Source organism: Pseudomonas sp. GL_090 (assembly GCF_057837765.1).
The window spans coordinates 101,366-122,099 of the sequence record NZ_CM174452.1; the positions used below are offsets into that span (position 1 = coordinate 101,366).

General features: G+C 57.2%; 11 protein-coding genes, 2 tRNA genes and 4 rRNA genes. 8 read left to right on the top strand and 9 right to left on the bottom strand.

Annotated features, from left to right (window positions below; all coding sequences use genetic code 11):
* Nucleotides 1-218: 218 nt before the first annotated feature.
* From scpC to AC3ITA_RS00540, 5 genes are all read right to left on the bottom strand, one after another.
* Entirely contained in the window at nucleotides 219-1,712 is a 1,494-nt protein-coding gene (scpC, locus tag AC3ITA_RS00520) for a succinyl-CoA:acetate CoA-transferase ScpC (protein ID WP_150671858.1), read from the bottom strand.
* Nucleotides 1,713-1,925: 213 nt separating this feature from the next.
* A complete protein-coding gene (locus tag AC3ITA_RS00525) occupies nucleotides 1,926-3,362 on the bottom strand; it encodes an NAD(P)(+) transhydrogenase (Re/Si-specific) subunit beta (protein WP_489279100.1) in 1,437 nt (478 codons plus the stop codon).
* Nucleotides 3,359-3,709 (bottom strand): NAD(P) transhydrogenase subunit alpha part 2, encoded by a 351-nt coding sequence (locus tag AC3ITA_RS00530; protein ID WP_053152987.1) that lies wholly within the window; start codon nucleotides 3,707-3,709, stop codon nucleotides 3,359-3,361. The genes AC3ITA_RS00525 and AC3ITA_RS00530 overlap by 4 nt, the downstream gene beginning before the upstream one ends.
* 11 nt (nucleotides 3,710-3,720) lie before the next feature.
* Nucleotides 3,721-4,842, bottom strand: a complete 1,122-nt coding sequence (locus AC3ITA_RS00535; protein WP_489279102.1) for a Re/Si-specific NAD(P)(+) transhydrogenase subunit alpha — start codon at nucleotides 4,840-4,842, stop codon at nucleotides 3,721-3,723.
* A 435-nt stretch (nucleotides 4,843-5,277) separates the two neighbouring features.
* Nucleotides 5,278-6,177, bottom strand: coding sequence for a LysR family transcriptional regulator (locus AC3ITA_RS00540; RefSeq protein ID WP_095946415.1), 900 nt, complete (start codon nucleotides 6,175-6,177; stop codon nucleotides 5,278-5,280).
* Between the two features lie 157 nt (nucleotides 6,178-6,334).
* Here AC3ITA_RS00540 and AC3ITA_RS00545 point away from each other — a divergent pair, with 157 nt between their 5' ends.
* From AC3ITA_RS00545 to rrf (AC3ITA_RS00580), 8 genes are all read left to right on the top strand, one after another.
* Nucleotides 6,335-7,516 (top strand): acyl-CoA dehydrogenase, encoded by a 1,182-nt coding sequence (locus tag AC3ITA_RS00545; protein WP_489279104.1) that lies wholly within the window; start codon nucleotides 6,335-6,337, stop codon nucleotides 7,514-7,516.
* An 11-nt stretch (nucleotides 7,517-7,527) separates the two neighbouring features.
* On the top strand, nucleotides 7,528-8,748 hold the full coding sequence (locus tag AC3ITA_RS00550) for a CaiB/BaiF CoA transferase family protein (protein ID WP_489279106.1): 1,221 nt from the start codon (nucleotides 7,528-7,530) through the stop codon (nucleotides 8,746-8,748).
* Between the two features lie 584 nt (nucleotides 8,749-9,332).
* A 16S ribosomal RNA gene (locus tag AC3ITA_RS00555) occupies nucleotides 9,333-10,869 on the top strand.
* A gap of 160 nt (nucleotides 10,870-11,029) precedes the next feature.
* Nucleotides 11,030-11,106 (top strand) — tRNA-Ile (locus tag AC3ITA_RS00560).
* 30 nt (nucleotides 11,107-11,136) lie between these two features.
* A tRNA-Ala gene (locus AC3ITA_RS00565) sits at nucleotides 11,137-11,212 on the top strand.
* 247 nt (nucleotides 11,213-11,459) lie between these two features.
* Nucleotides 11,460-14,353: ribosomal RNA gene (locus AC3ITA_RS00570) — 23S ribosomal RNA — on the top strand.
* Between the two features lie 159 nt (nucleotides 14,354-14,512).
* A 5S ribosomal RNA gene (rrf, locus tag AC3ITA_RS00575) occupies nucleotides 14,513-14,628 on the top strand.
* Between the two features lie 108 nt (nucleotides 14,629-14,736).
* A 5S ribosomal RNA gene (gene rrf / locus AC3ITA_RS00580) occupies nucleotides 14,737-14,852 on the top strand.
* Together the 16S, 23S and 5S rRNA genes with 2 tRNA genes alongside form the textbook arrangement of a ribosomal RNA operon.
* A gap of 55 nt (nucleotides 14,853-14,907) precedes the next feature.
* On the opposite strand, the gene AC3ITA_RS00585 is transcribed toward rrf (AC3ITA_RS00580), so the two are convergent.
* From AC3ITA_RS00585 to AC3ITA_RS00600, 4 genes are read right to left on the bottom strand one after another with little or no spacing between them, the layout of a single operon-like run.
* The gene (locus AC3ITA_RS00585; protein WP_489279108.1) at nucleotides 14,908-15,375 is read right to left on the bottom strand and encodes an SRPBCC family protein; all 468 of its coding nucleotides are present in this window, start codon (nucleotides 15,373-15,375) and stop codon (nucleotides 14,908-14,910) included.
* A 22-nt stretch (nucleotides 15,376-15,397) separates the two neighbouring features.
* On the bottom strand, nucleotides 15,398-18,808 hold the full coding sequence (locus tag AC3ITA_RS00590) for an amino acid adenylation domain-containing protein (RefSeq protein ID WP_489279110.1): 3,411 nt from the start codon (nucleotides 18,806-18,808) through the stop codon (nucleotides 15,398-15,400).
* A gap of 13 nt (nucleotides 18,809-18,821) precedes the next feature.
* Nucleotides 18,822-19,751 carry a diiron oxygenase gene (locus AC3ITA_RS00595; RefSeq protein WP_489279111.1) on the bottom strand — a complete coding sequence of 310 codons (930 nt, stop codon included), beginning with the start codon at nucleotides 19,749-19,751 and terminating at the stop codon, nucleotides 18,822-18,824.
* Nucleotides 19,748-20,524 carry a DUF3050 domain-containing protein gene (locus AC3ITA_RS00600; RefSeq protein ID WP_489279113.1) on the bottom strand — a complete coding sequence of 259 codons (777 nt, stop codon included), beginning with the start codon at nucleotides 20,522-20,524 and terminating at the stop codon, nucleotides 19,748-19,750. The genes AC3ITA_RS00595 and AC3ITA_RS00600 overlap by 4 nt, the downstream gene beginning before the upstream one ends.
* Between the last annotated feature and the right edge of the window lie 210 nt (nucleotides 20,525-20,734).

Genomic DNA, 20,734 nt, shown 5'->3' on the forward strand with positions numbered 1-20,734 from the left:
GTAAGAGCTCAGTTAACTGTTTAAAGGGGGTGTACTGGTCTGAATTGAGGCAACTGTACCTGTCTGCACTATTAAGGTGCAAAACTGTTGTTTTGGCTTGGTGGTGTAGGAGTTTTCCTAAAGAAACGACCAGTACAGCAGTACAGTTTTTTTAATATTCCGAAGGGGCAAGGGCAAGCTGACGAAACTGTGTTTGCGCCAGCTGCTATCTGTACCAATTACTTCTTCAGCATTTGCCCGGTTTCTTCCAGGTTGATGTGCCAGCTCAGGGCGTCACGCAGGATGTGGGGGGTGTGCCCGCCGATGGCGCACGCGGCGGTGAAGTAATCATTCAGCGCCTGGCGGTAATCCGGGTGCACGCATTTGTCGATGATGACCCGGGCGCGTTCCCGAGGCGCCAGGCCACGCAAGTCTGCCAGGCCCACTTCGGTCACGAGAATGTCGACGTCATGTTCGGTGTGGTCGACATGGCTGACCATCGGCACCACGCTGGAGATCGCACCGCCCTTGGCGATCGACTTGGTCACGAACACGGACAGGTGTGCGTTGCGCGCGAAATCGCCCGATCCGCCGATGCCGTTCATCATCCGCGTGCCGCAGACGTGAGTGGAGTTGACGTTGCCGTAGATATCGAACTCCAGTGCCGTGTTGATGCCGATGATGCCAAGGCGGCGCACGACTTCAGGGTGGTTGGAGATCTCCTGCGGGCGCAGAACCAGCTTGTCCTTGTAGCGCTCCAGATTGCCGAACACGTCGGCATTGCGTCGGCTCGACAGGGTGATCGAACTGCCCGAAGCAAAACTCAGCTTGCCGGCGTCGATCAGGTCGAAGGTCGAGTCCTGCAGCACTTCGGAGTACATCGTCAGGTCTTCGAACGGCGAGTCGATCAAGCCGCACATCACCGAGTTGGCGATGGTGCCGATACCGGCTTGTAGCGGGCCGAGTTTGTTGGTCATGCGCCCTGCTGCCACTTCCTGTTTGAAGAAGTCGATCAGATGATCGGCAATGGCTTGGGTCTCGGCGTCCGGCGCCAGCACCGTGGAGGGCGAGTCAGCCTGGTGGGTGACTACGATGGCGACGATTTTTTCCGGTGGAATCGGGATGGCGGTGCTGCCAATGCGATCGTCGACCTTGACCAGCGGAATCGGCGTACGAGTCGGACGGTAGGTCGGAATATAGATGTCGTGCAGACCTTCGAGATTCGGGTTGTGCGCCATGTTGATCTCGACGATCACGTGCTTGGCGAAAATCGCGAAGCTGGCCGAGTTGCCGACCGAAGTGGTTGGCACGATATGTCCTTGCTCGGTTATCGCTACGGCTTCAATCACGGCAATGTCCGGCAGCTTCAATTGCTGGTTGCGCAATTGCTCCACGGTTTCCGACAAGTGCTGGTCGATGAACATGACCTCACCGGCATTGATCGCCTTGCGCAGGGTACTGTCGACCTGAAACGGCATGCGTCGCGACAGCACACCGGCTTCGGTCAACTGTTTGTCGAGGTCGTTGCCCAGGCTTGCGCCGGTCATCAGGCTGATCTTCAGCGGCGTGACCTTGGCACGCTCGGCCAGCGCCTGAGGGACGGCCTTGGCTTCGCCGGCGCGAGTAAAGCCACTCATGCCGACGGTCATGCCGTCCTCAATCAGGGCGGCAGCGTCGGCGGCGCTCATCACTTTGTCCAACAACGAAGGCAGGCGAATACGGTCACGGTACATGGATTGTTATCTCGGGCAACAGGTAGCAGGACGTGCAGTCTAGTGAATTGCGCCAGCTTCTGTCCCGCTACCAAGGTCGCAATCGAGGCGTCTATTCAGGGCCTTTCAAGCAAAACACCGTTACCGGATCGGTAACAAAAGGACAGTTTGTCCGACGATTTGCGCAAACAAAAACGCCCCGACGAGTCGGGGCGTTCCGTGTGCCGCAGAGGGTTAGTCGACAGCTTTTACCATGTCCTCGATGACCTTTTTAGCGTCGCCGAACACCATCATGGTCTTGTCCAGGTAGAACAGCTCGTTATCCAGACCGGCGTAGCCGCTGGCCATCGAGCGCTTGTTGACGATGATGGTCTTGGCCTTGAACGCCTCGAGGATCGGCATGCCGGCAATCGGCGATTTCGGATCGTTCTTCGCGGCCGGGTTGACCACGTCGTTGGCGCCCAACACCAGTACCACGTCGGCCTGGCCGAACTCGGAGTTGATGTCGTCCATCTCGAACACCTGGTCGTAAGGCACTTCGGCCTCGGCCAGCAACACGTTCATGTGGCCGGGCATCCGACCGGCCACCGGGTGGATCGCGTACTTCACGGTCACGCCGCGATGGGTCAGCTTCTCGGTCAGTTCCTTCAGCGCATGCTGGGCCCGCGCAACCGCCAGGCCGTAACCCGGCACGATGATCACGGTGTCGGCGTTGGTCAGCAGGAAGGTCGCGTCGTCAGCCGAGCCGGATTTCACCGGACGGGCTTCTTTCGAGCCCGCCGGGCCGGCCGCCTCTGCCGTGTTGCCGAAGCCACCGAGCAGCACATTAAAGAAGGAGCGGTTCATCGCCTTGCACATGATGTACGAGAGGATCGCACCGGAGGAGCCCACCAGTGAGCCTGCGATGATCAGCATCGAGTTGTTCAGCGAGAAGCCGATACCCGCCGCGGCCCAGCCGGAGTAGCTGTTGAGCATCGACACGACCACGGGCATGTCCGCGCCACCGATCGGGATGATGATCAGCACGCCGAGCACGAAGGCCAGGGCCAGCATCACGGCGAAAGCGGTGTAGTCGCCGGTGAGCATGAAGGTCACGCCCAGGCCCAGGGTGGCCAGGCCCAGCAGCAGGTTCAGCTTGTGCTGACCGCCGAACTGGACCGGCGCACCCTGGAACAGGCGGAACTTGTATTTGCCCGCCAGCTTGCCGAAGGCAATGACCGAGCCGGAGAAGGTGATTGCACCGATGGCGGCGCCGAGGAACAGCTCCAGGCGGTTACCGGCCGGGATCGCGTCGCCGAGGTTCTGCACGATGCCCAGCGATTGCGGCTCGACCACGGCTGCCACCGCAATGAACACCGCTGCCAGACCGATCATGCTGTGCATGAAGGCGACCAGTTCGGGCATCTTGGTCATTTCGACGCGTTTGGCCATGATCGAACCGGCAGTGCCGCCGATCAGCAGGCCGACGATCACGTAGACGATGCCGTCTTGTGCCAACTCGGAGCCCAGCTTGTAGATCAGGCCCACCGTGGTGAGAATCGCCAGGCCCATGCCGAGCATGCCGAACAGGTTGCCACGACGCGACGTGGTGGGGTGCGAGAGGCCCTTGAGCGCCTGGATGAAGCAGACCGAGGCGATCAAATACAGGGAAGTAACCAGGTTCATGCTCATGCTTGCTGCACCTCGGCCTTGACTGCTTCGGCCTTGGCCGCCGGCGCTTTGGCCGCTTTTTTCTTGAACATTTCCAGCATGCGGCGGGTCACCAGGAAGCCACCAAACACGTTGACGGCGGCCAGGGCCACGGCCAGGGTGCCCATGGTCTTGCCCAGCGGGGTCACGGTGAGGGCGGCGGCGAGCATGGCGCCGACGATCACAATGGCCGAAATGGCGTTGGTCACCGCCATCAGCGGCGTGTGCAGTGCCGGTGTGACGTTCCAGACCACGTGGTAGCCGACATAGATCGCCAGCACGAAAATGATCAGGTTGTAGATACCGTGAGAGATCAGCATGTCTTCCATTATTTTTATCCTCAGCCGTTCTTGCGCACGATCTGGCCGTCGCGGCACATCAGGCACGCGGCGACGATATCGTCTTCAAGGTTGATCACCAGTTGTCCGTCTTTATCGAACAACAGTTTCATGAAGTCCAGCAGGTTGCGGGCGTACAGCGCCGAAGCGTCAGCCGCCACGGCGCTGGCCAGGTTGGTCGGGCCCACGATGGTCACGCCATGTGCGACGACCACCTGATCGGCCACGGTCAGCGGGCAGTTGCCGCCCTGGGCGGCCGCGAGGTCGATGACCACCGAGCCCGGTTTCATCTGCGCCACGGTTTCTGCACTGAGCAGCGTCGGTGCCTTGCGGCCGGGAATCAGTGCGGTGGTGATCACGATGTCCGCCTGCTTGGCGCGTTCGTGCACGGCCGCGGCCTGGCGCTGCATCCAGCTGGCCGGCATCGGGCGGGCGTAACCGCCGACACCGACGGCGCACTCACGCTCTTCATCGGTCTCGTACGGCACGTCGACGAACTTGGCGCCGAGGGATTCGATCTGCTCTTTTACCGCAGGACGCACGTCGGACGCTTCGATCACTGCACCCAGGCGTTTCGCCGTAGCGATCGCCTGCAAGCCGGCCACACCGGCACCAAGGATCAACACGCGCGCCGCTTTCACGGTGCCCGCAGCGGTCATCAGCATCGGCATGAAGCGCGGGTAGTGGTGCGCGGCCAGCAACACGGCTTTATAGCCGGCGATGTTGGCTTGCGAGGACAGTACGTCCAGGCTCTGAGCGCGGGAGGTACGAGGCGCGGCTTCCAGGGCAAAGGCGGTAATGCCGCACTCGGCCAGCTTAGCGATGGTTTCATTGCTGAACGGATTGAGCATGCCCACCACAACGGTGCCGCTCTTGATCAGCGCCAGCTCGCTGTCGCTGGGCGCGACCACCTTCAAAATCAGCTCTGCACCAAACGCATCGTTGGCGCTGCCAATGTTTGCGCCTGCCGCTTCATAGGCACTGTCGACAACGCTGGCATTAATGCCGGCGCCGCTTTGTACAGTGACCTTATGGCCCTGGCCGATCAGCTTCTTGATGGTTTCCGGGGTTGCAGCAACCCGTGTTTCACCGGTCTGGGTTTCGAGAGGAACACCAATGTGCACGTCAAATCTCCTGCGTGATCTTGTTGAGTAAACCCATGCACTACGGATGGTGCGGCTGGGGCGGCCGATCAGCACGATCCCGCCAAATCAGGGCGGGGCGCGGCATTTTGCAGGCGAACTTTGTGCCCTTCAAGGGATTATGACGGGTGACGGAAAATTAACTACAAGTCACCCCGTGACCGAATGTCGCAACCAACTGCCTCAATCCCTTGCAGACCGTGCTTTTCAAGGATTCTGGCCGAAATTGAAGAATTTACACATCGGCCGTATGAATGATGCGGCATCGCCTAGAAATAGTGGCGCAAAGCCGCGTCATCAGGCGCTTGTGGGACGTTTGTACGACTTCTCGATACAGTTTGCTGTTATGCGACAAATACGTATATCTGTAGGGCTTTAATTTAGCTGACTACGGGGTCAAGTAAGCTTTGAGAGCCTTTATCCCTCTAGGCTGTAGCTGTGCGCCTGATTTACCAGCCAGTCTCGAAATGCCCTTAATGATGCGGATTCGACCTTTCGCTCAGGAATCATCAGGTAATAAGCCTTGATGCTGGACAGTGCTTGCGGGTTGGCGATCACCAAGCGTTTCTCTTTCAACTCCCTTTGAATCAGGAACGGCGGGATCAGGGCGATGCCCATGTCGTGCATGGCTGCCTGGGCGAGCATGGAAAATAGCTCGTAGCGGGGGCCTGTCATGTCTCGCGGGACATTCAGGTGTTGGGAGTCGAACCATTGGCGCCAGGCATAAGGGCGGGTGGTTTGTTGCAGGAGAGGTAAGTCGGCAATTTCGTCGGGTGTCAGACCGGTCTTGTTTCCGAGCAGGTTGGGGCTACAAACGGGCATCGGATTTTCACCCATCAGTCTGTGGGATTCTGTACCCGACCAATCTGCGTCACCGAAGTAGATGGCGGCGTCGAAATCCGTGTCGGCGAACAGGAACGGGCGCGTGCGGTTGGTCAGGTTGACCGTTACTTCCGGGTGTTTTTGCTGGAAATCTTTAAGTCGCGGCAACAGCCATTGGGTGCCGAAGGTCGGAACCACGGCCAGCTCGATCACGTTGGTGCCTTGCTGGCCCATCACGGACAAGGTGTCGCGCTCAACGGCATCGAGTTGAGTGGCCACTCGACGGCTGTAGGAGAGTCCGGCTTCCGTCAGCTTGACCCCGCGCCGCGAGCGTCGGAACAGTTCCACGCTGAGGAACTCTTCAAGGCTGGCGATCTGTCGGCAAATCGCCCCTTGGGTCAGCGACAGTTCCTGGGCGGCCTTGGTGAAGCTCTCGTGGCGCGCTGCGGCCTCGAAGCTGATCAGGGCGGTGGTGCTGGGTATCTTTCTGCGCATGTACGTCAACCTCACTAATACATCGCATAAAGGCTCTTTCACGACGTTTCGGAGTGAGAAAATAGCACAACAGTATGCAAAATCCTCGTTTGCCGTGGCACCGATCCGGGCCTAGGATCAGTCCACGTTATTTGACCCGATTCGAGAGGACACACTCATGGGCGGTAAAGCTAGCTTCAACTGGATCGATCCCCTGCTGCTGGATCAACAGCTCACTGAAGAAGAACGCATGATTCGCGACACGGCTGCGCAGTTTGCTCAGCAGAGCCTTGCGCCGCGCATTCTTGAAGCTTTCCGTCATGAGAAGACCGATCCGGCGATCTTCCGCGAAATGGGCGAAGTCGGCCTGTTGGGTGCAACCATCCCCGAGCAGTACGGTGGCAGCGGCCTGAACTATGTCAGTTACGGCCTGATCGCCCGAGAGGTCGAGCGCATCGACTCCGGCTATCGCTCGATGATGAGCGTGCAGTCCTCGCTGGTGATGGTGCCAATCAATGAATTCGGTACCGAGGCGCAGAAGCAGAAGTACCTGCCGAAACTGGCGTCGGGCGAGTGGATCGGCTGCTTCGGTCTGACCGAGCCTAACCACGGCTCCGATCCGGGCGCGATGATTTCTCGTGCGCGTAAAGTGGAAGGTGGCTACAGCCTCACCGGCAACAAGATGTGGATCACCAACAGCCCGATCGCCGATGTGTTCGTGGTCTGGGCCAAGGACGATGCCGGCGACATCCGCGGCTTCGTTCTGGAGAAAGGCTGGAAAGGCCTGAGCGCTCCGGCGATTCACGGCAAGGTGGGCCTGCGGGCATCGATCACCGGTGAAATCGTGATGGACAACGTGTTTGTGCCGGAAGAGAACATCTTCCCGGACGTCCGTGGTCTGAAAGGTCCTTTCACTTGCCTCAATTCTGCACGTTACGGCATCTCCTGGGGTGCGCTGGGCGCGGCCGAGTTCTGCTGGCACACCGCTCGCCAGTACACCCTGGATCGTCAACAGTTTGGACGCCCGCTGGCCGCTACCCAGTTGATCCAGAAGAAGCTGGCCGATATGCAGACTGAAATCACCATGGCGCTGCAAGGCTGCCTGCGTCTGGGTCGTATGAAGGACGAAGGGACTGCTGCTGTCGAAATCACTTCGATGATGAAGCGCAACTCTTGCGGCAAGTCCCTGGATATCGCGCGCTTGGCTCGCGATATGTTGGGCGGCAACGGCATCTCCGATGAATTCGGTGTCGCGCGTCACCTGGTCAACCTGGAAGTGGTGAACACCTATGAAGGTACGCACGACGTCCATGCACTGATCCTCGGTCGTGCGCAAACCGGCCTCCAGGCGTTCTATTAAGGAGAACGTCCATGGGCGCGCTATCGCATCTACGGGTACTGGATTTATCGCGGGTGCTGGCCGGGCCTTGGGCCGGGCAGATCCTGGCCGACCTTGGCGCTGAAGTGATCAAGGTCGAGCGTCCGGGTAACGGCGATGACACGCGCGCCTGGGGACCGCCGTTCCTTAAAGACGCTTATGGCGAGAACACCAGCGAGGCCGCCTATTACTTGTCGGCCAATCGCAACAAACAATCGGTCACCATCGACTTCACTCGCCCTGAAGGGCAAAAGCTGGTGCGTGAACTGGCGGCCAGGTCGGACATCCTGATCGAGAACTTCAAGGTCGGCGGTCTGGCGGCTTATGGTCTGGACTATGAATCGCTGAAGGCGATCAATCCGGATCTGATCTATTGCTCGATCACCGGGTTCGGCCAGACCGGTCCTTACGCCAAGCGTGCGGGTTATGACTTCATGATCCAGGGGCTGGGCGGCCTCATGAGCCTCACGGGGCGACCTGAAGGCGAAGAAGGCGCGGGGCCGGTGAAGGTTGGCGTGGCGCTGACGGACATCCTGACCGGGCTGTATTCGACTGTCGCGATCCTCGCAGCGCTTGCGCATCGGGATCACGATGGCGGGGGTCAGCATATCGATATGGCTCTGCTGGACGTGCAGGTGGCTTGTCTGGCCAACCAGGCTATGAACTACCTGACGACAGGCAATGCGCCTAAACGTCTGGGGAATGCTCATCCGAACATCGTGCCTTATCAGGATTTTCCTACGGCGGATGGCGATTTTATCCTTACCGTCGGGAACGATGGGCAGTTTCGCAAATTCGCGGAAGTGGCCGGGCAGCCGCAGTGGGCGGACGATCCGCGTTTTGCGACCAACAAGCTGCGGGTGGCAAACAGGGCAGTACTGATCCCGCTGATCCGCCAGGCGACGGTGTTTAAGACGACCGCTGAATGGGTGGCGCAACTGGAGCGGGCTGGCGTGCCCTGCGGGCCTATCAATGACGTGGCGCAGATGTTTGCCGACCCTCAGGTCAAGGCGCGCGGGTTGGCTATCGAGCTGCCGCATGCGCTGGCCGGGATGGTGCCTCAGGTGGCGAGCCCGATTCGACTGTCTGAAACGCCGGTGGAGTACCGTTTTGCGCCTCCTCTGCTGGGTGAGCACACACTGGAGGTTTTGCAGCGGGTGTTGGGCCTGGATGCCGGGGCGGTGTCCGCATTCAAGGCTTCTGGCGTTCTCTGATAGATCTCTTCTATATAGAGGAGAGTTTCGGCTCCTCTATATAGGCTCCTTTTGGGGTGTTTTGCTGCTTTGTGCAGCATATTGATAGAAAACCTAAATCAGTGCTTGACGGCAGATTTCAGATGTCTATAATTCGCCCCACTTCCGGCGCAGTCGAAACGGAAAACTCCTTGGTAAGCAACGAGTTACGCAGTTTTCGGCAGCAGGTTGCTTCAGTTCATCGAAGCCGAAAGGGAGTTGAAAAAGAGGTGTTGACAGCAGCGTGTAACGCTGTAGAATTCGCCTCCCGCTGACGAGAGATCTGAAGCGCAAGTGGTTGAAGTTGAAAAGGAAACTTGGAAAACTTCAGAAAATAATCACTTGACAGCAAATGAGGCTGCTGTAGAATGCGCGCCTCGGTTGAGACGAAAGATCTTAACCAACCGCTCTTTAACAACTGAATCAAGCAATTCGTGTGGGTGCTTGTGGAATCAGACTGCTAGTCAACAGATTATCAGCATCACAAGTTACTCCGCGAGAAATCAAAGATGTAACCAACGATTGCTGAGCCAAGTTTAGGGTTTTCTCAAAACCCAAAGATGTTTGAACTGAAGAGTTTGATCATGGCTCAGATTGAACGCTGGCGGCAGGCCTAACACATGCAAGTCGAGCGGATGACAGGAGCTTGCTCCTGAATTCAGCGGCGGACGGGTGAGTAATGCCTAGGAATCTGCCTGGTAGTGGGGGACAACGTTTCGAAAGGAACGCTAATACCGCATACGTCCTACGGGAGAAAGCAGGGGACCTTCGGGCCTTGCGCTATCAGATGAGCCTAGGTCGGATTAGCTAGTTGGTGAGGTAATGGCTCACCAAGGCGACGATCCGTAACTGGTCTGAGAGGATGATCAGTCACACTGGAACTGAGACACGGTCCAGACTCCTACGGGAGGCAGCAGTGGGGAATATTGGACAATGGGCGAAAGCCTGATCCAGCCATGCCGCGTGTGTGAAGAAGGTCTTCGGATTGTAAAGCACTTTAAGTTGGGAGGAAGGGCATTAACCTAATACGTTGGTGTTTTGACGTTACCGACAGAATAAGCACCGGCTAACTCTGTGCCAGCAGCCGCGGTAATACAGAGGGTGCAAGCGTTAATCGGAATTACTGGGCGTAAAGCGCGCGTAGGTGGTTTGTTAAGTTGGATGTGAAAGCCCCGGGCTCAACCTGGGAACTGCATTCAAAACTGACAAGCTAGAGTATGGTAGAGGGTGGTGGAATTTCCTGTGTAGCGGTGAAATGCGTAGATATAGGAAGGAACACCAGTGGCGAAGGCGACCACCTGGACTGATACTGACACTGAGGTGCGAAAGCGTGGGGAGCAAACAGGATTAGATACCCTGGTAGTCCACGCCGTAAACGATGTCAACTAGCCGTTGGGGGCCTTGAGCTCTTAGTGGCGCAGCTAACGCATTAAGTTGACCGCCTGGGGAGTACGGCCGCAAGGTTAAAACTCAAATGAATTGACGGGGGCCCGCACAAGCGGTGGAGCATGTGGTTTAATTCGAAGCAACGCGAAGAACCTTACCAGGCCTTGACATCCAATGAACTTTCCAGAGATGGATTGGTGCCTTCGGGAACATTGAGACAGGTGCTGCATGGCTGTCGTCAGCTCGTGTCGTGAGATGTTGGGTTAAGTCCCGTAACGAGCGCAACCCTTGTCCTTAGTTACCAGCACGTCATGGTGGGCACTCTAAGGAGACTGCCGGTGACAAACCGGAGGAAGGTGGGGATGACGTCAAGTCATCATGGCCCTTACGGCCTGGGCTACACACGTGCTACAATGGTCGGTACAGAGGGTTGCCAAGCCGCGAGGTGGAGCTAATCCCACAAAACCGATCGTAGTCCGGATCGCAGTCTGCAACTCGACTGCGTGAAGTCGGAATCGCTAGTAATCGCGAATCAGAATGTCGCGGTGAATACGTTCCCGGGCCTTGTACACACCGCCCGTCACACCATGGGAGTGGGTTGCACCAGAAGTAGCTAGTCTAACCTTCGGGAGGACGGTTACCACGGTGTGATTCATGACTGGGGTGAAGTCGTAACAAGGTAGCCGTAGGGGAACCTGCGGCTGGATCACCTCCTTAATCGACGACTCAGCTGCTCCATAAGTTCCCACACGAATTGCTTGATTCATTGAAGAAGACGATATAGAAGCAGCCTAAATGGTTGTGGCTTGGTTGGTTAGAGCGCACCCCATGCTCTGTGGTAAAGAGCAGGGTGAGGTCGGCCTTGTAGCTCGAAATTGGGTCTGTAGCTCAGTTGGTTAGAGCGCACCCCTGATAAGGGTGAGGTCGGCAGTTCGAATCTGCCCAGACCCACCAATTTTGTGTGGGAAACGCCTGTAGAAATACGGGGCCATAGCTCAGCTGGGAGAGCGCCTGCCTTGCACGCAGGAGGTCAACGGTTCGATCCCGTTTGGCTCCACCACTACTGCTTCTGATTGTATAAAGCTTAGAAATGAGCATTCCATCGGTTCGATGGTGAATGTTGATTTCTAGTCTTTGACTAGTTCGTTCTTTAAAAATTTGGGTATGTGATAGAAAGATAGACTGAACGTTACTTTCACTGGTAACGGATCAGGCTAAGGTAAAATTTGTGAGTTGCTCTTAGGAGCTCAATCGAATTTTCGGCGAATGTCGTCTTCATAGTATAACCAGATTGCTTGGGGTTATATGGTCAAGTGAAGAAGCGCATACGGTGGATGCCTTGGCAGTCAGAGGCGATGAAAGACGTGGTAGCCTGCGAAAAGCTTCGGGGAGTCGGCAAACAGACTTTGATCCGGAGATGTCTGAATGGGGGAACCCAGCCATCATAAGATGGTTATCTTGTACTGAATACATAGGTGCAAGAGGCGAACCAGGGGAACTGAAACATCTAAGTACCCTGAGGAAAAGAAATCAACCGAGATTCCCTTAGTAGTGGCGAGCGAACGGGGACCAGCCCTTAAGTGGCTTTGAGATTAGCGGAACGCTCTGGAAAGTGCGGCCATAGTGGGTGATAGCCCTGTACGCGAAAATCTCTTAGTCATGAAATCGAGTAGGACGGAGCACGAGAAACTTTGTCTGAATATGGGGGGACCATCCTCCAAGGCTAAATACTACTGACTGACCGATAGTGAACTAGTACCGTGAGGGAAAGGCGAAAAGAACCCCGGAGAGGGGAGTGAAATAGATCCTGAAACCGTATGCGTACAAGCAGTGGGAGCCTACTTTGTTAGGTGACTGCGTACCTTTTGTATAATGGGTCAGCGACTTATTTTCAGTGGCGAGCTTAACCGAATAGGGGAGGCGTAGCGAAAGCGAGTCTTAATAGGGCGTCTAGTCGCTGGGAATAGACCCGAAACCGGGCGATCTATCCATGGGCAGGTTGAAGGTTAGGTAACACTGACTGGAGGACCGAACCGACTACCGTTGAAAAGTTAGCGGATGACCTGTGGATCGGAGTGAAAGGCTAATCAAGCTCGGAGATAGCTGGTTCTCCTCGAAAGCTATTTAGGTAGCGCCTCATGTATCACTGTAGGGGGTAGAGCACTGTTTCGGCTAGGGGGTCATCCCGACTTACCAAACCGATGCAAACTCCGAATACCTACAAGTGCCGAGCATGGGAGACACACGGCGGGTGCTAACGTCCGTCGTGAAAAGGGAAACAACCCAGACCGTCAGCTAAGGTCCCAAAGTTATGGTTAAGTGGGAAACGATGTGGGAAGGCTTAGACAGCTAGGAGGTTGGCTTAGAAGCAGCCACCCTTTAAAGAAAGCGTAATAGCTCACTAGTCGAGTCGGCCTGCGCGGAAGATGTAACGGGGCTCAAACCATACACCGAAGCTACGGGTATCATCTTCGGATGATGCGGTAGAGGAGCGTTCTGTAAGCCTGTGAAGGTGAGTTGAGAAGCTTGCTGGAGGTATCAGAAGTGCGAATGCTGACATGAGTAACGACAATGGGTGTGAAAAACACCCACGCCGAAAGACCAAGGTTTCCTGCGCAACGTTAATCGACGCAGGGTTAGTCGGTCCCTAAGGCGAGGCTGAAAAGCGTAGTCGATGGAAAACAGGTTAATATTCCTGTACTTCTGGTTATTGCGATGGAGGGACGGAGAAGGCTAGGCCAGCTTGGCGTTGGTTGTCCAAGTTTAAGGTGGTAGGCTGAGATCTTAGGTAAATCCGGGATCTTAAGGCCGAGAGCTGATGACGAGTGTTCCTTTGGAACACGAAGTGGTTGATGCCATGCTTCCAAGAAAAGCTTCTAAGCTTCAGGTAACCAGGAACCGTACCCCAAACCGACACAGGTGGTTGGGTAGAGAATACCAAGGCGCTTGAGAGAACTCGGGTGAAGGAACTAGGCAAAATGGCACCGTAACTTCGGGAGAAGGTGCGCCGGTGAGGGTGAAGGACTTGCTCCGTAAGCCCACGCCGGTCGAAGATACCAGGCCGCTGCGACTGTTTATTAAAAACACAGCACTCTGCAAACACGAAAGTGGACGTATAGGGTGTGACGCCTGCCCGGTGCCGGAAGGTTAATTGATGGGGTTAGCTAACGCGAAGCTCTTGATCGAAGCCCCGGTAAACGGCGGCCGTAACTATAACGGTCCTAAGGTAGCGAAATTCCTTGTCGGGTAAGTTCCGACCTGCACGAATGGCGTAACGATGGCGGCGCTGTCTCCACCCGAGACTCAGTGAAATTGAAATCGCTGTGAAGATGCAGTGTATCCGCGGCTAGACGGAAAGACCCCGTGAACCTTTACTATAGCTTTGCACTGGACTTTGAATTTGCTTGTGTAGGATAGGTGGGAGGCTTTGAAGCGTGGACGCCAGTTCGCGTGGAGCCAACCTTGAAATACCACCCTGGCAACTTTGAGGTTCTAACTCAGGTCCGTTATCCGGATCGAGGACAGTGTATGGTGGGTAGTTTGACTGGGGCGGTCTCCTCCTAAAGAGTAACGGAGGAGTACGAAGGTGCGCTCAGACCGGTCGGAAATCGGTCGTAGAGTATAAAGGCAAAAGCGCGCTTGACTGCGAGACAGACACGTCGAGCAGGTACGAAAGTAGGTCTTAGTGATCCGGTGGTTCTGTATGGAAGGGCCATCGCTCAACGGATAAAAGGTACTCCGGGGATAACAGGCTGATACCGCCCAAGAGTTCATATCGACGGCGGTGTTTGGCACCTCGATGTCGGCTCATCACATCCTGGGGCTGAAGCCGGTCCCAAGGGTATGGCTGTTCGCCATTTAAAGTGGTACGCGAGCTGGGTTTAGAACGTCGTGAGACAGTTCGGTCCCTATCTGCCGTGGACGTTTGAGATTTGAGAGGGGCTGCTCCTAGTACGAGAGGACCGGAGTGGACGAACCTCTGGTGTTCCGGTTGTCACGCCAGTGGCATTGCCGGGTAGCTATGTTCGGAAAAGATAACCGCTGAAAGCATCTAAGCGGGAAACTTGCCTCAAGATGAGATCTCACTGGGACCTTGAGTCCCCTGAAGGGCCGTCGAAGACTACGACGTTGATAGGTTGGGTGTGTAAGCGCTGTGAGGCGTTGAGCTAACCAATACTAATTGCCCGTGAGGCTTGACCATATAACACCCAAGCAATTTGACGCCTCTAACGAGCATCAGATTGCGGTGTGTGAAGACGAAAAGAACCGAAAGTTCGAAAGGCTCACAAAACACCGAAAGCTGTCACATACCCGATTTGCTGAAGCGCGGCCGACTGGCCACGATTCGGTACCCGAATTTCTTGACGACCATAGAGCGTTGGAACCACCTGATCCCATCCCGAACTCAGCAGTGAAACGATGCATCGCCGATGGTAGTGTGGGGTTTCCCCATGTGAGAGTAGGTCATCGTCAAGATTAAATTCCGAAACCCCTATCTGCGTATGCAGGTAGGGGTTTTGTTTTAGTAGAAGTCACCAGTTTTCACCGGCACGTTAAAATTCTAACGGGCTGGTCACAGAATTTCTTGACGACCATAGAGCGTTGGAACCACCTGATCCCATCCCGAACTCAGCAGTGAAACGATGCATCGCCGATGGTAGTGTGGGGTTTCCCCATGTGAGAGTAGGTCATCGTCAAGATTAAATTCCAAAACCCCTGTCTGCTCACGCAGACAGGGGTTTTGTCGTTTCAGTCTTACGCAAACAGCTTCAGCACATTGTTCATCGCATCATCGGCAAAACCCTGTACGAAAACCTTGAAGCCCGGCAGCGCCTCGGCGCCACCCTGAGCCGGTTCGGCAACGATGGTCCAGGTAGCTCGGGACTTGCCCGCACCCAGTGGTTCAACGCTCATTGCTGCCCACAGATTGGCCACACCCAGGGTGTTGTAGATAGTGGTCCAGGTCATGTGCCGTGCCTGGTCGTCCCGGGAGTTGAGTTGCTCGACCACCAGGTTGCCGTCGCTGAAAAACTTTTTGCGTAGCGATGACACGCCTTCACCCGTCATTTCGATGTGCGACAGCGCCGGGATGAAGCGATCGAAGCCGGCAAAGTTGCCGACTACGGCCCATACCTGCGTGGCATCGGCGGGCACGTCCACCGAGGACACCACGTGGCAGCCTTGAGGGTTTTTGATCAGGGTATCGGGTTGCAGAGTACTCATGGTCTTGCTCCATTGGGTCGAGTCAGATGAAATTGATTTCTTTGAGGTAGTCGCAGCCGCGACGCAGCAGCGCCGGGGACTTTTGCGGGTAGTACGCGCCCATAAGCCGTACGCCGACCTGGGCGTTGTCGTGACCGATCATCGAGATATCGCCGATGTCCTCCTCGAAGCCGTTGAGGTAGAACCCCAGCACGCCGAACAACGCGTTGTCGCTGTCGACCCGACCCAGTTGCTGTTGCCAGTCGGCGACGCTGACCATCGCGAATTCGCGCCCTGCCTCGCGGAAGGACGCCACGTAGTTGTCCCAGCTCAAGGGCTCGGGGTTGTGCAGGTTGAATACCGCTTGTTCCGGTTGATAACGACTGGCGTGGAAGGCGATGAATCGGGCGAGAAAGTCCACCGGCATCAAGTCGAAGTTCAAGGCGAACTCCGGCACTTGTCCCAGCTGGATCGAGCCCTTGAGCATCAGCATCAGGCGATTCTTGTGCGGCTGGCACACGCCCGTGAGGCTGTTGAAGCTGATGTTGCCGGGGCGGTAGAGATTGACCCGCACCCCAAGCTCCCGCGCCCGTTCGAGGGTTCGCTCGCCGACCCATTTGGACAGGTTGTAGCCGTTCTTGATGTAGATCGGTGGAGTCGGGGCGGCCGGCAACTCAAGCACTCGGCCGTCGGCGGATATCGTGCTGGAGGCCGAGAGCGTCGAGACGAAATTGAAGATTTTTTTGCTGCGTCCTTCGCACAGGCGCAAACACTCGAAAATCGGCTCGACGTTGTCCCGGGCGAGCGACTCGTAATCGAGGACGTGATTGACGTTGGCCGCGTTGTGCACCAGGGCGCCAAACTCCTGATCCAGTCGCTGGTAAACCTCGGGCGCCAAACCGAGTTCCGGCCGCGTGATGTCTGCCGTGTAAACCCGCACCCGGCTCATATCCAGATGCTCCAGACGGTTCTCCCGCAAGGCTTGGGCAAAGCGCTCGTCCGCCGATTGCCCGCTGCCGTCGCGAACCAGGCAGGCGATTTCGCTGGCACCCCAGGCCAGCAACGCCTCGACGATGTGTACACCGACAAAACTGTTGGCACCGGTGACGATCACCTTGTGCACATCGCCCATGCGGCTGACGGGCAGCGGCTGAACATCCAGTTCGCGGAAGGCATCGCGCATGGCCTGTTCGCTCAGCACTTCTTCGCCGTCGGAGCCGCGGACCAGTGTCGCCAGTTTCGCGATAGTGGGCAGTTCGATGAAGCGATTGATCGAGATGCTGCGCCCGAACTCCTCGCGCAGTCGCAGGAGCATGCGCGACAGCAGGATCGAGTGCCCGCCAAGATTGAAGAAACTTTCGTCGGTGGAAATGTCGCTCGCCGGCAGCTCCAGCAACTCCGCCCATATCTCCAGCAGCAAGGCCTCATCGGTACTGGCGGGCAGACGTCGTGGAGGGTGCTCGGTGACGTTGAGCGGCAACTCCAGAAGCGCCTTACGGTCGACCTTGCCATTACTGGCGTAGGGCATGGCTGTCAGCTCGGTCCATGCAACGGGGAGCATGTAGTCCGGCAGGTGCTGTATCGCGTGGGCCTTCAACGCTTGGCGAGCGGCGCCGGGAAGGTCTTCCCGGGGTTGGGCAAGGAAAGCCAGAATCCGCCGCTGGCTATCGATGACCACGGCAACCTGGCGGTACAACCGGCTGTCGCGCAGGCAGCGCTCAATCTCTTCCGGCTCGACCCGGAAACCGCGAATCTTCACCTGATTATCACGCCGACCACACAACTCAATCCCTTCGCTCGTCCACTTCGCCATGTCCCCAGTGCGATAGGCGCGCAGGGTCCGGCCATCAGGCAAGTTCAGGTCCAGATAGCGCTCAGCGGTTTGCTGGGGGTTGTTCAGATAACCCAGGCTCACACCCGGACCGGCGATGTACAACTCGCCGACGGTTTGTTCGGCCACCGGTTGAAAGTCGTCATCGAGAATCAACACCTGGCTGTTGGCAATTGGAGCGCCCAGAGAGCGATTGTTGTCGCCTGGCTGGAGTTTGCGCGCGGTAATCAGCACCGTGGCTTCGGTGGGCCCATAGAGGTTGTAGAGCTTGCCTTGGCGGCTCAGTTGCTCGATGACCCACGGCTCGCAGACATCGCCACCGGTCATCACATGGTCCAGGCACTGCAATTGCTCCAGCGGCAGGATGCTCAACAAGGCCGGCGGTAAAAAGGCGTGGCTCAGTTGCCGATGACGAATCAGGTCCACCAGTTGCAGCGGATCGCGGCGCTGGTCATCGCCGGGCACGATCAGTTCGGCGCCCTGCAACAGAGTGGGGAAGATGTCGATCAGTGATGAGTCGAAACTCAACGAAGAAAACTGCAACACCCGGCTCTGGCGGGTCAGCTGAACATAGTCGGCGTACCAGTGGGTGAAGTGCGCGAGGTTGGCCTGACTGAGCAGCACGCCCTTCGGATGGCCGGTGGTGCCCGAGGTATAGAGCGCCATGCATGGCGCATCGAGGTCGGGGCGTTGGCGCATCAAAGGTTGAGTGAGGTCCGCGTCGAGGGCGTCGATGCTGCTGATGTCCAGCCCTGGCATCCCGCTCGCCAGGGGATGCTCGCCGTCATGTAGCAACAACACCGCACCGGCGCTCGACAGGATGTACTGCTGACGTTGTAACGGATGGCTCGGTTCCAGCGGCAAGTACACCGCACCACTGCCCAGGATCGCCAGGATTCCCGCATACAGCGCACTGCATTTTGGCAGGCAGATCCCGATGACTACCGGGCCTTGATGCTGATCCAGAAGCGTCTGCAGACGTTGCTCGATGGCGCGGCTGTGGGTGTGCAACTGGCGATAGTCGAGGGTGTTGCCGTCGATGCTCAAGGCCGGATGGTCGGCACTCTGGATGCACTGTTGCTCCAGCCTCTCGATCATCGGCGTTTGCGCGAGTTGCTGCAGTCGTGGGTCGGCGGTGGCATTGAGGCGATGCACGAACGCAAGGCTGTCCAGAAACCGCAGGCTTTCGATGCGCTCAAAGTGGGCAGGTACGGCGGGTTCGGCGTGTTGAAAATAATCGGCATCGCGCGAGTAGCGGCTGACCAGCAACGCCACGTGGTCAACCAGTGCTGTCATGGCCTGCATACGCAACGCCTGGCCGTTACCCGACTGTTCATCGGCGATGGGTACACGGCTCAGCAGCGTTGAACCATGCCAGCACAACACGTCCAGCGATGGCAGGCCGGACGCTCGTGGCAGGCCAAGGCCCAACTGCAATGTCAGTCGTGGCGCCTGACCGGTGAATTGAAGCGAGGTGCCATCGTCGACCAGTAGATCCGCAGTCCCCGGCATTTCGTCGAGTGCGGATATCCGGGTCAGTGAGTGACCGTGTTGTTCGAGTTCCAGCGCCAGGTCGGCCATGGCCTGGCTTTGTCCGTAGAGCAAGATGTCGAGACGTCTCATGATGGGCTCCTCGTCAAACCAGATAGTTGTTGAGGGCGGTTTGTACGCACGGCGAATCGAGCAGCGAGCTGCTGTGGAAAAACCGCACAATGTTGGCCACCAGTGGGTGATGACGATTGATCGGAAAGGCCAATGCCGACACTTCGTTCCTGAGAGCGTGGCGCGTCGCGTCGTTGATCTGCAGTGCGTTGATCAAGCGGAAGTCGAAGGATTTCTGGATGTCATTGGTCAGGTAATGGGCAATGAACACCGGCAGGATCTGCGCGATGCACTGGCGGTCGTCTGCACTTGCGGCATGCCAGTAGATGCGTACCAGCCGCGCCCAGAATCCGGAATGGCGCCCCTCGTCCAGCAAGTGATCGGCCATCAGGCCCTTGATCGATTGCTTGACTGTGTTGTCCTTGGCGAACGCGGCGACATCACCGGTCACCGTGTTTTCGGCGATGGCCACGCAGATCAGCTCTACAGCGCTACGCAGGTGCTCCGGTGCGAGCGCCACGGCCGCCGGTATCGCCCGACTCAGCTCAATCTCATCCGGTAACTCGATGGGGGCGATACCGGTCATGGCGATGGTCTGTTGCATGAAATCCATCGCCACCAACGCGTGGTAATCCTCGTCCACCACTACAGTCATGGCGTCGTAGCGGCAGGCGAACGGAAACTCGATCGCGAAGTGATTCTTGGCGATGCTGCGGGCGGTTTTGTCGACGATCTCGGTTTCGAAGATCACCACATCGTTGATGAACTTGTAGAGGGTCTGCACCAGGGCGAAGTCGCGCTGTTCCGGGCATTGGCGCAGAAAGGTTTCGCTCAGCACCAGCGGTTGCCGGCTCAAGGGATAGATCAGTTTGTCGTCGTTTTCCAGCACGCGGCGCGGGCGCGTACGGATGGTCGCGCGGTTTTCCCAGGCGTCGGCGAAGGATTGGTAGTCGGCGGCGTTCATGCGCTCACCTCCACGACGGATTTGTTCATGCTCAGGCGCAACCCGTCCCACAGGGCGATACGACTTTCCACGGCAGCGATGGCGCTGGCGTACACGTCTTCCTGCCGTTGCGAGTCGCTATCGACCAGTCGCGACAGGAGCTTTTCCGCTGCCGGGCCGTGGTCCTCGGAATCGACCTCAATGTGCCGTTCGAGGTAGTACCGGAAAGTCGGCGCCTGCTCGATGCCGATGCCCCAATCGTCGAGGATGCGCTGGAACATCTGAGGGATAACGCTCTCGCGACCGTGCAGAAACGCCGCCGCCACACTGTGACCTGGCGCATGCAGTGCGGTGTGTAGCGTATGGCGAACGAAATTGGCGGCCGCCGGTTCGACGTTGATGCTCTGCAAGGCCACGTCGTAGCTCACGCCTTCTTGCTGCAGGGCCACGAAGCGTTCGATGGCAAGGGTGCATGCCCCGACTTCGCGCATTGCATCCAGGTACAACTCGAAGTGGCTGTAATGACCCTGGGCCGGACGATCATCCGACTCCTCACCCAGTACGATCTCGTTAATCAACCGCGCGGCGTGGGGATCCTGCGGCGGCAGCCAGGGCAGTCGCACGCAGGTCAGCTCCTGTTGCAGGCGCTTGGTTAGCGACATGAAGTCCCATACGGCAAACACGTGGGTTTCCATGAAGCGTCGCAGGACCGGCAGCGAATGTATTTCAGAGAAGATCGGGTGTTCGCCAAGTTCGGTCTTTTTTTGAAGCAGTCGTTCTTTAGTTGGTTTCATGGATGAGCCTGTAAATGATCTTGGATAAAAAGTCATCGAGCACTGAAGTTCGCTGGAAGTTTTCTCCTGGCGAACGGGTACCTCAAACGTATTGATCTTTTTCAGTGCTATGGACGCCGAGTAACTGAGGCGCTACTGCCGCTTGTGGCTGGCGGCGAAGAAAAATTAATACACATATAAAGTGTTGATCAAGTTGTTTTGTTGTTATTT

Bases quoted from the DNA above. Each gene is read 5' to 3' on its own strand.
- scpC (WP_150671858.1), bottom strand. From the start codon at position 1,712: ATGTACCGTGACCGTATTCGCCTGCCTTCGTTGTTGGACAAAGTGATG.
- AC3ITA_RS00525 (WP_489279100.1), bottom strand. From the start codon at position 3,362: ATGAGCATGAACCTGGTTACTTCCCTGTATTTGATCGCCTCGGTCTGC.
- AC3ITA_RS00530 (WP_053152987.1), bottom strand. From the start codon at position 3,709: ATGGAAGACATGCTGATCTCTCACGGTATCTACAACCTGATCATTTTC.
- AC3ITA_RS00540 (WP_095946415.1), bottom strand. From the start codon at position 6,177: ATGCGCAGAAAGATACCCAGCACCACCGCCCTGATCAGCTTCGAGGCC.
- AC3ITA_RS00545 (WP_489279104.1), top strand. From the start codon at position 6,335: ATGGGCGGTAAAGCTAGCTTCAACTGGATCGATCCCCTGCTGCTGGAT.
- AC3ITA_RS00550 (WP_489279106.1), top strand. From the start codon at position 7,528: ATGGGCGCGCTATCGCATCTACGGGTACTGGATTTATCGCGGGTGCTG.
- AC3ITA_RS00585 (WP_489279108.1), bottom strand. From the start codon at position 15,375: ATGAGTACTCTGCAACCCGATACCCTGATCAAAAACCCTCAAGGCTGC.
- AC3ITA_RS00590 (WP_489279110.1), bottom strand. From the start codon at position 18,808: ATGAGACGTCTCGACATCTTGCTCTACGGACAAAGCCAGGCCATGGCC.
- AC3ITA_RS00595 (WP_489279111.1), bottom strand. From the start codon at position 19,751: ATGAACGCCGCCGACTACCAATCCTTCGCCGACGCCTGGGAAAACCGC.
- AC3ITA_RS00600 (WP_489279113.1), bottom strand. From the start codon at position 20,524: ATGAAACCAACTAAAGAACGACTGCTTCAAAAAAAGACCGAACTTGGC.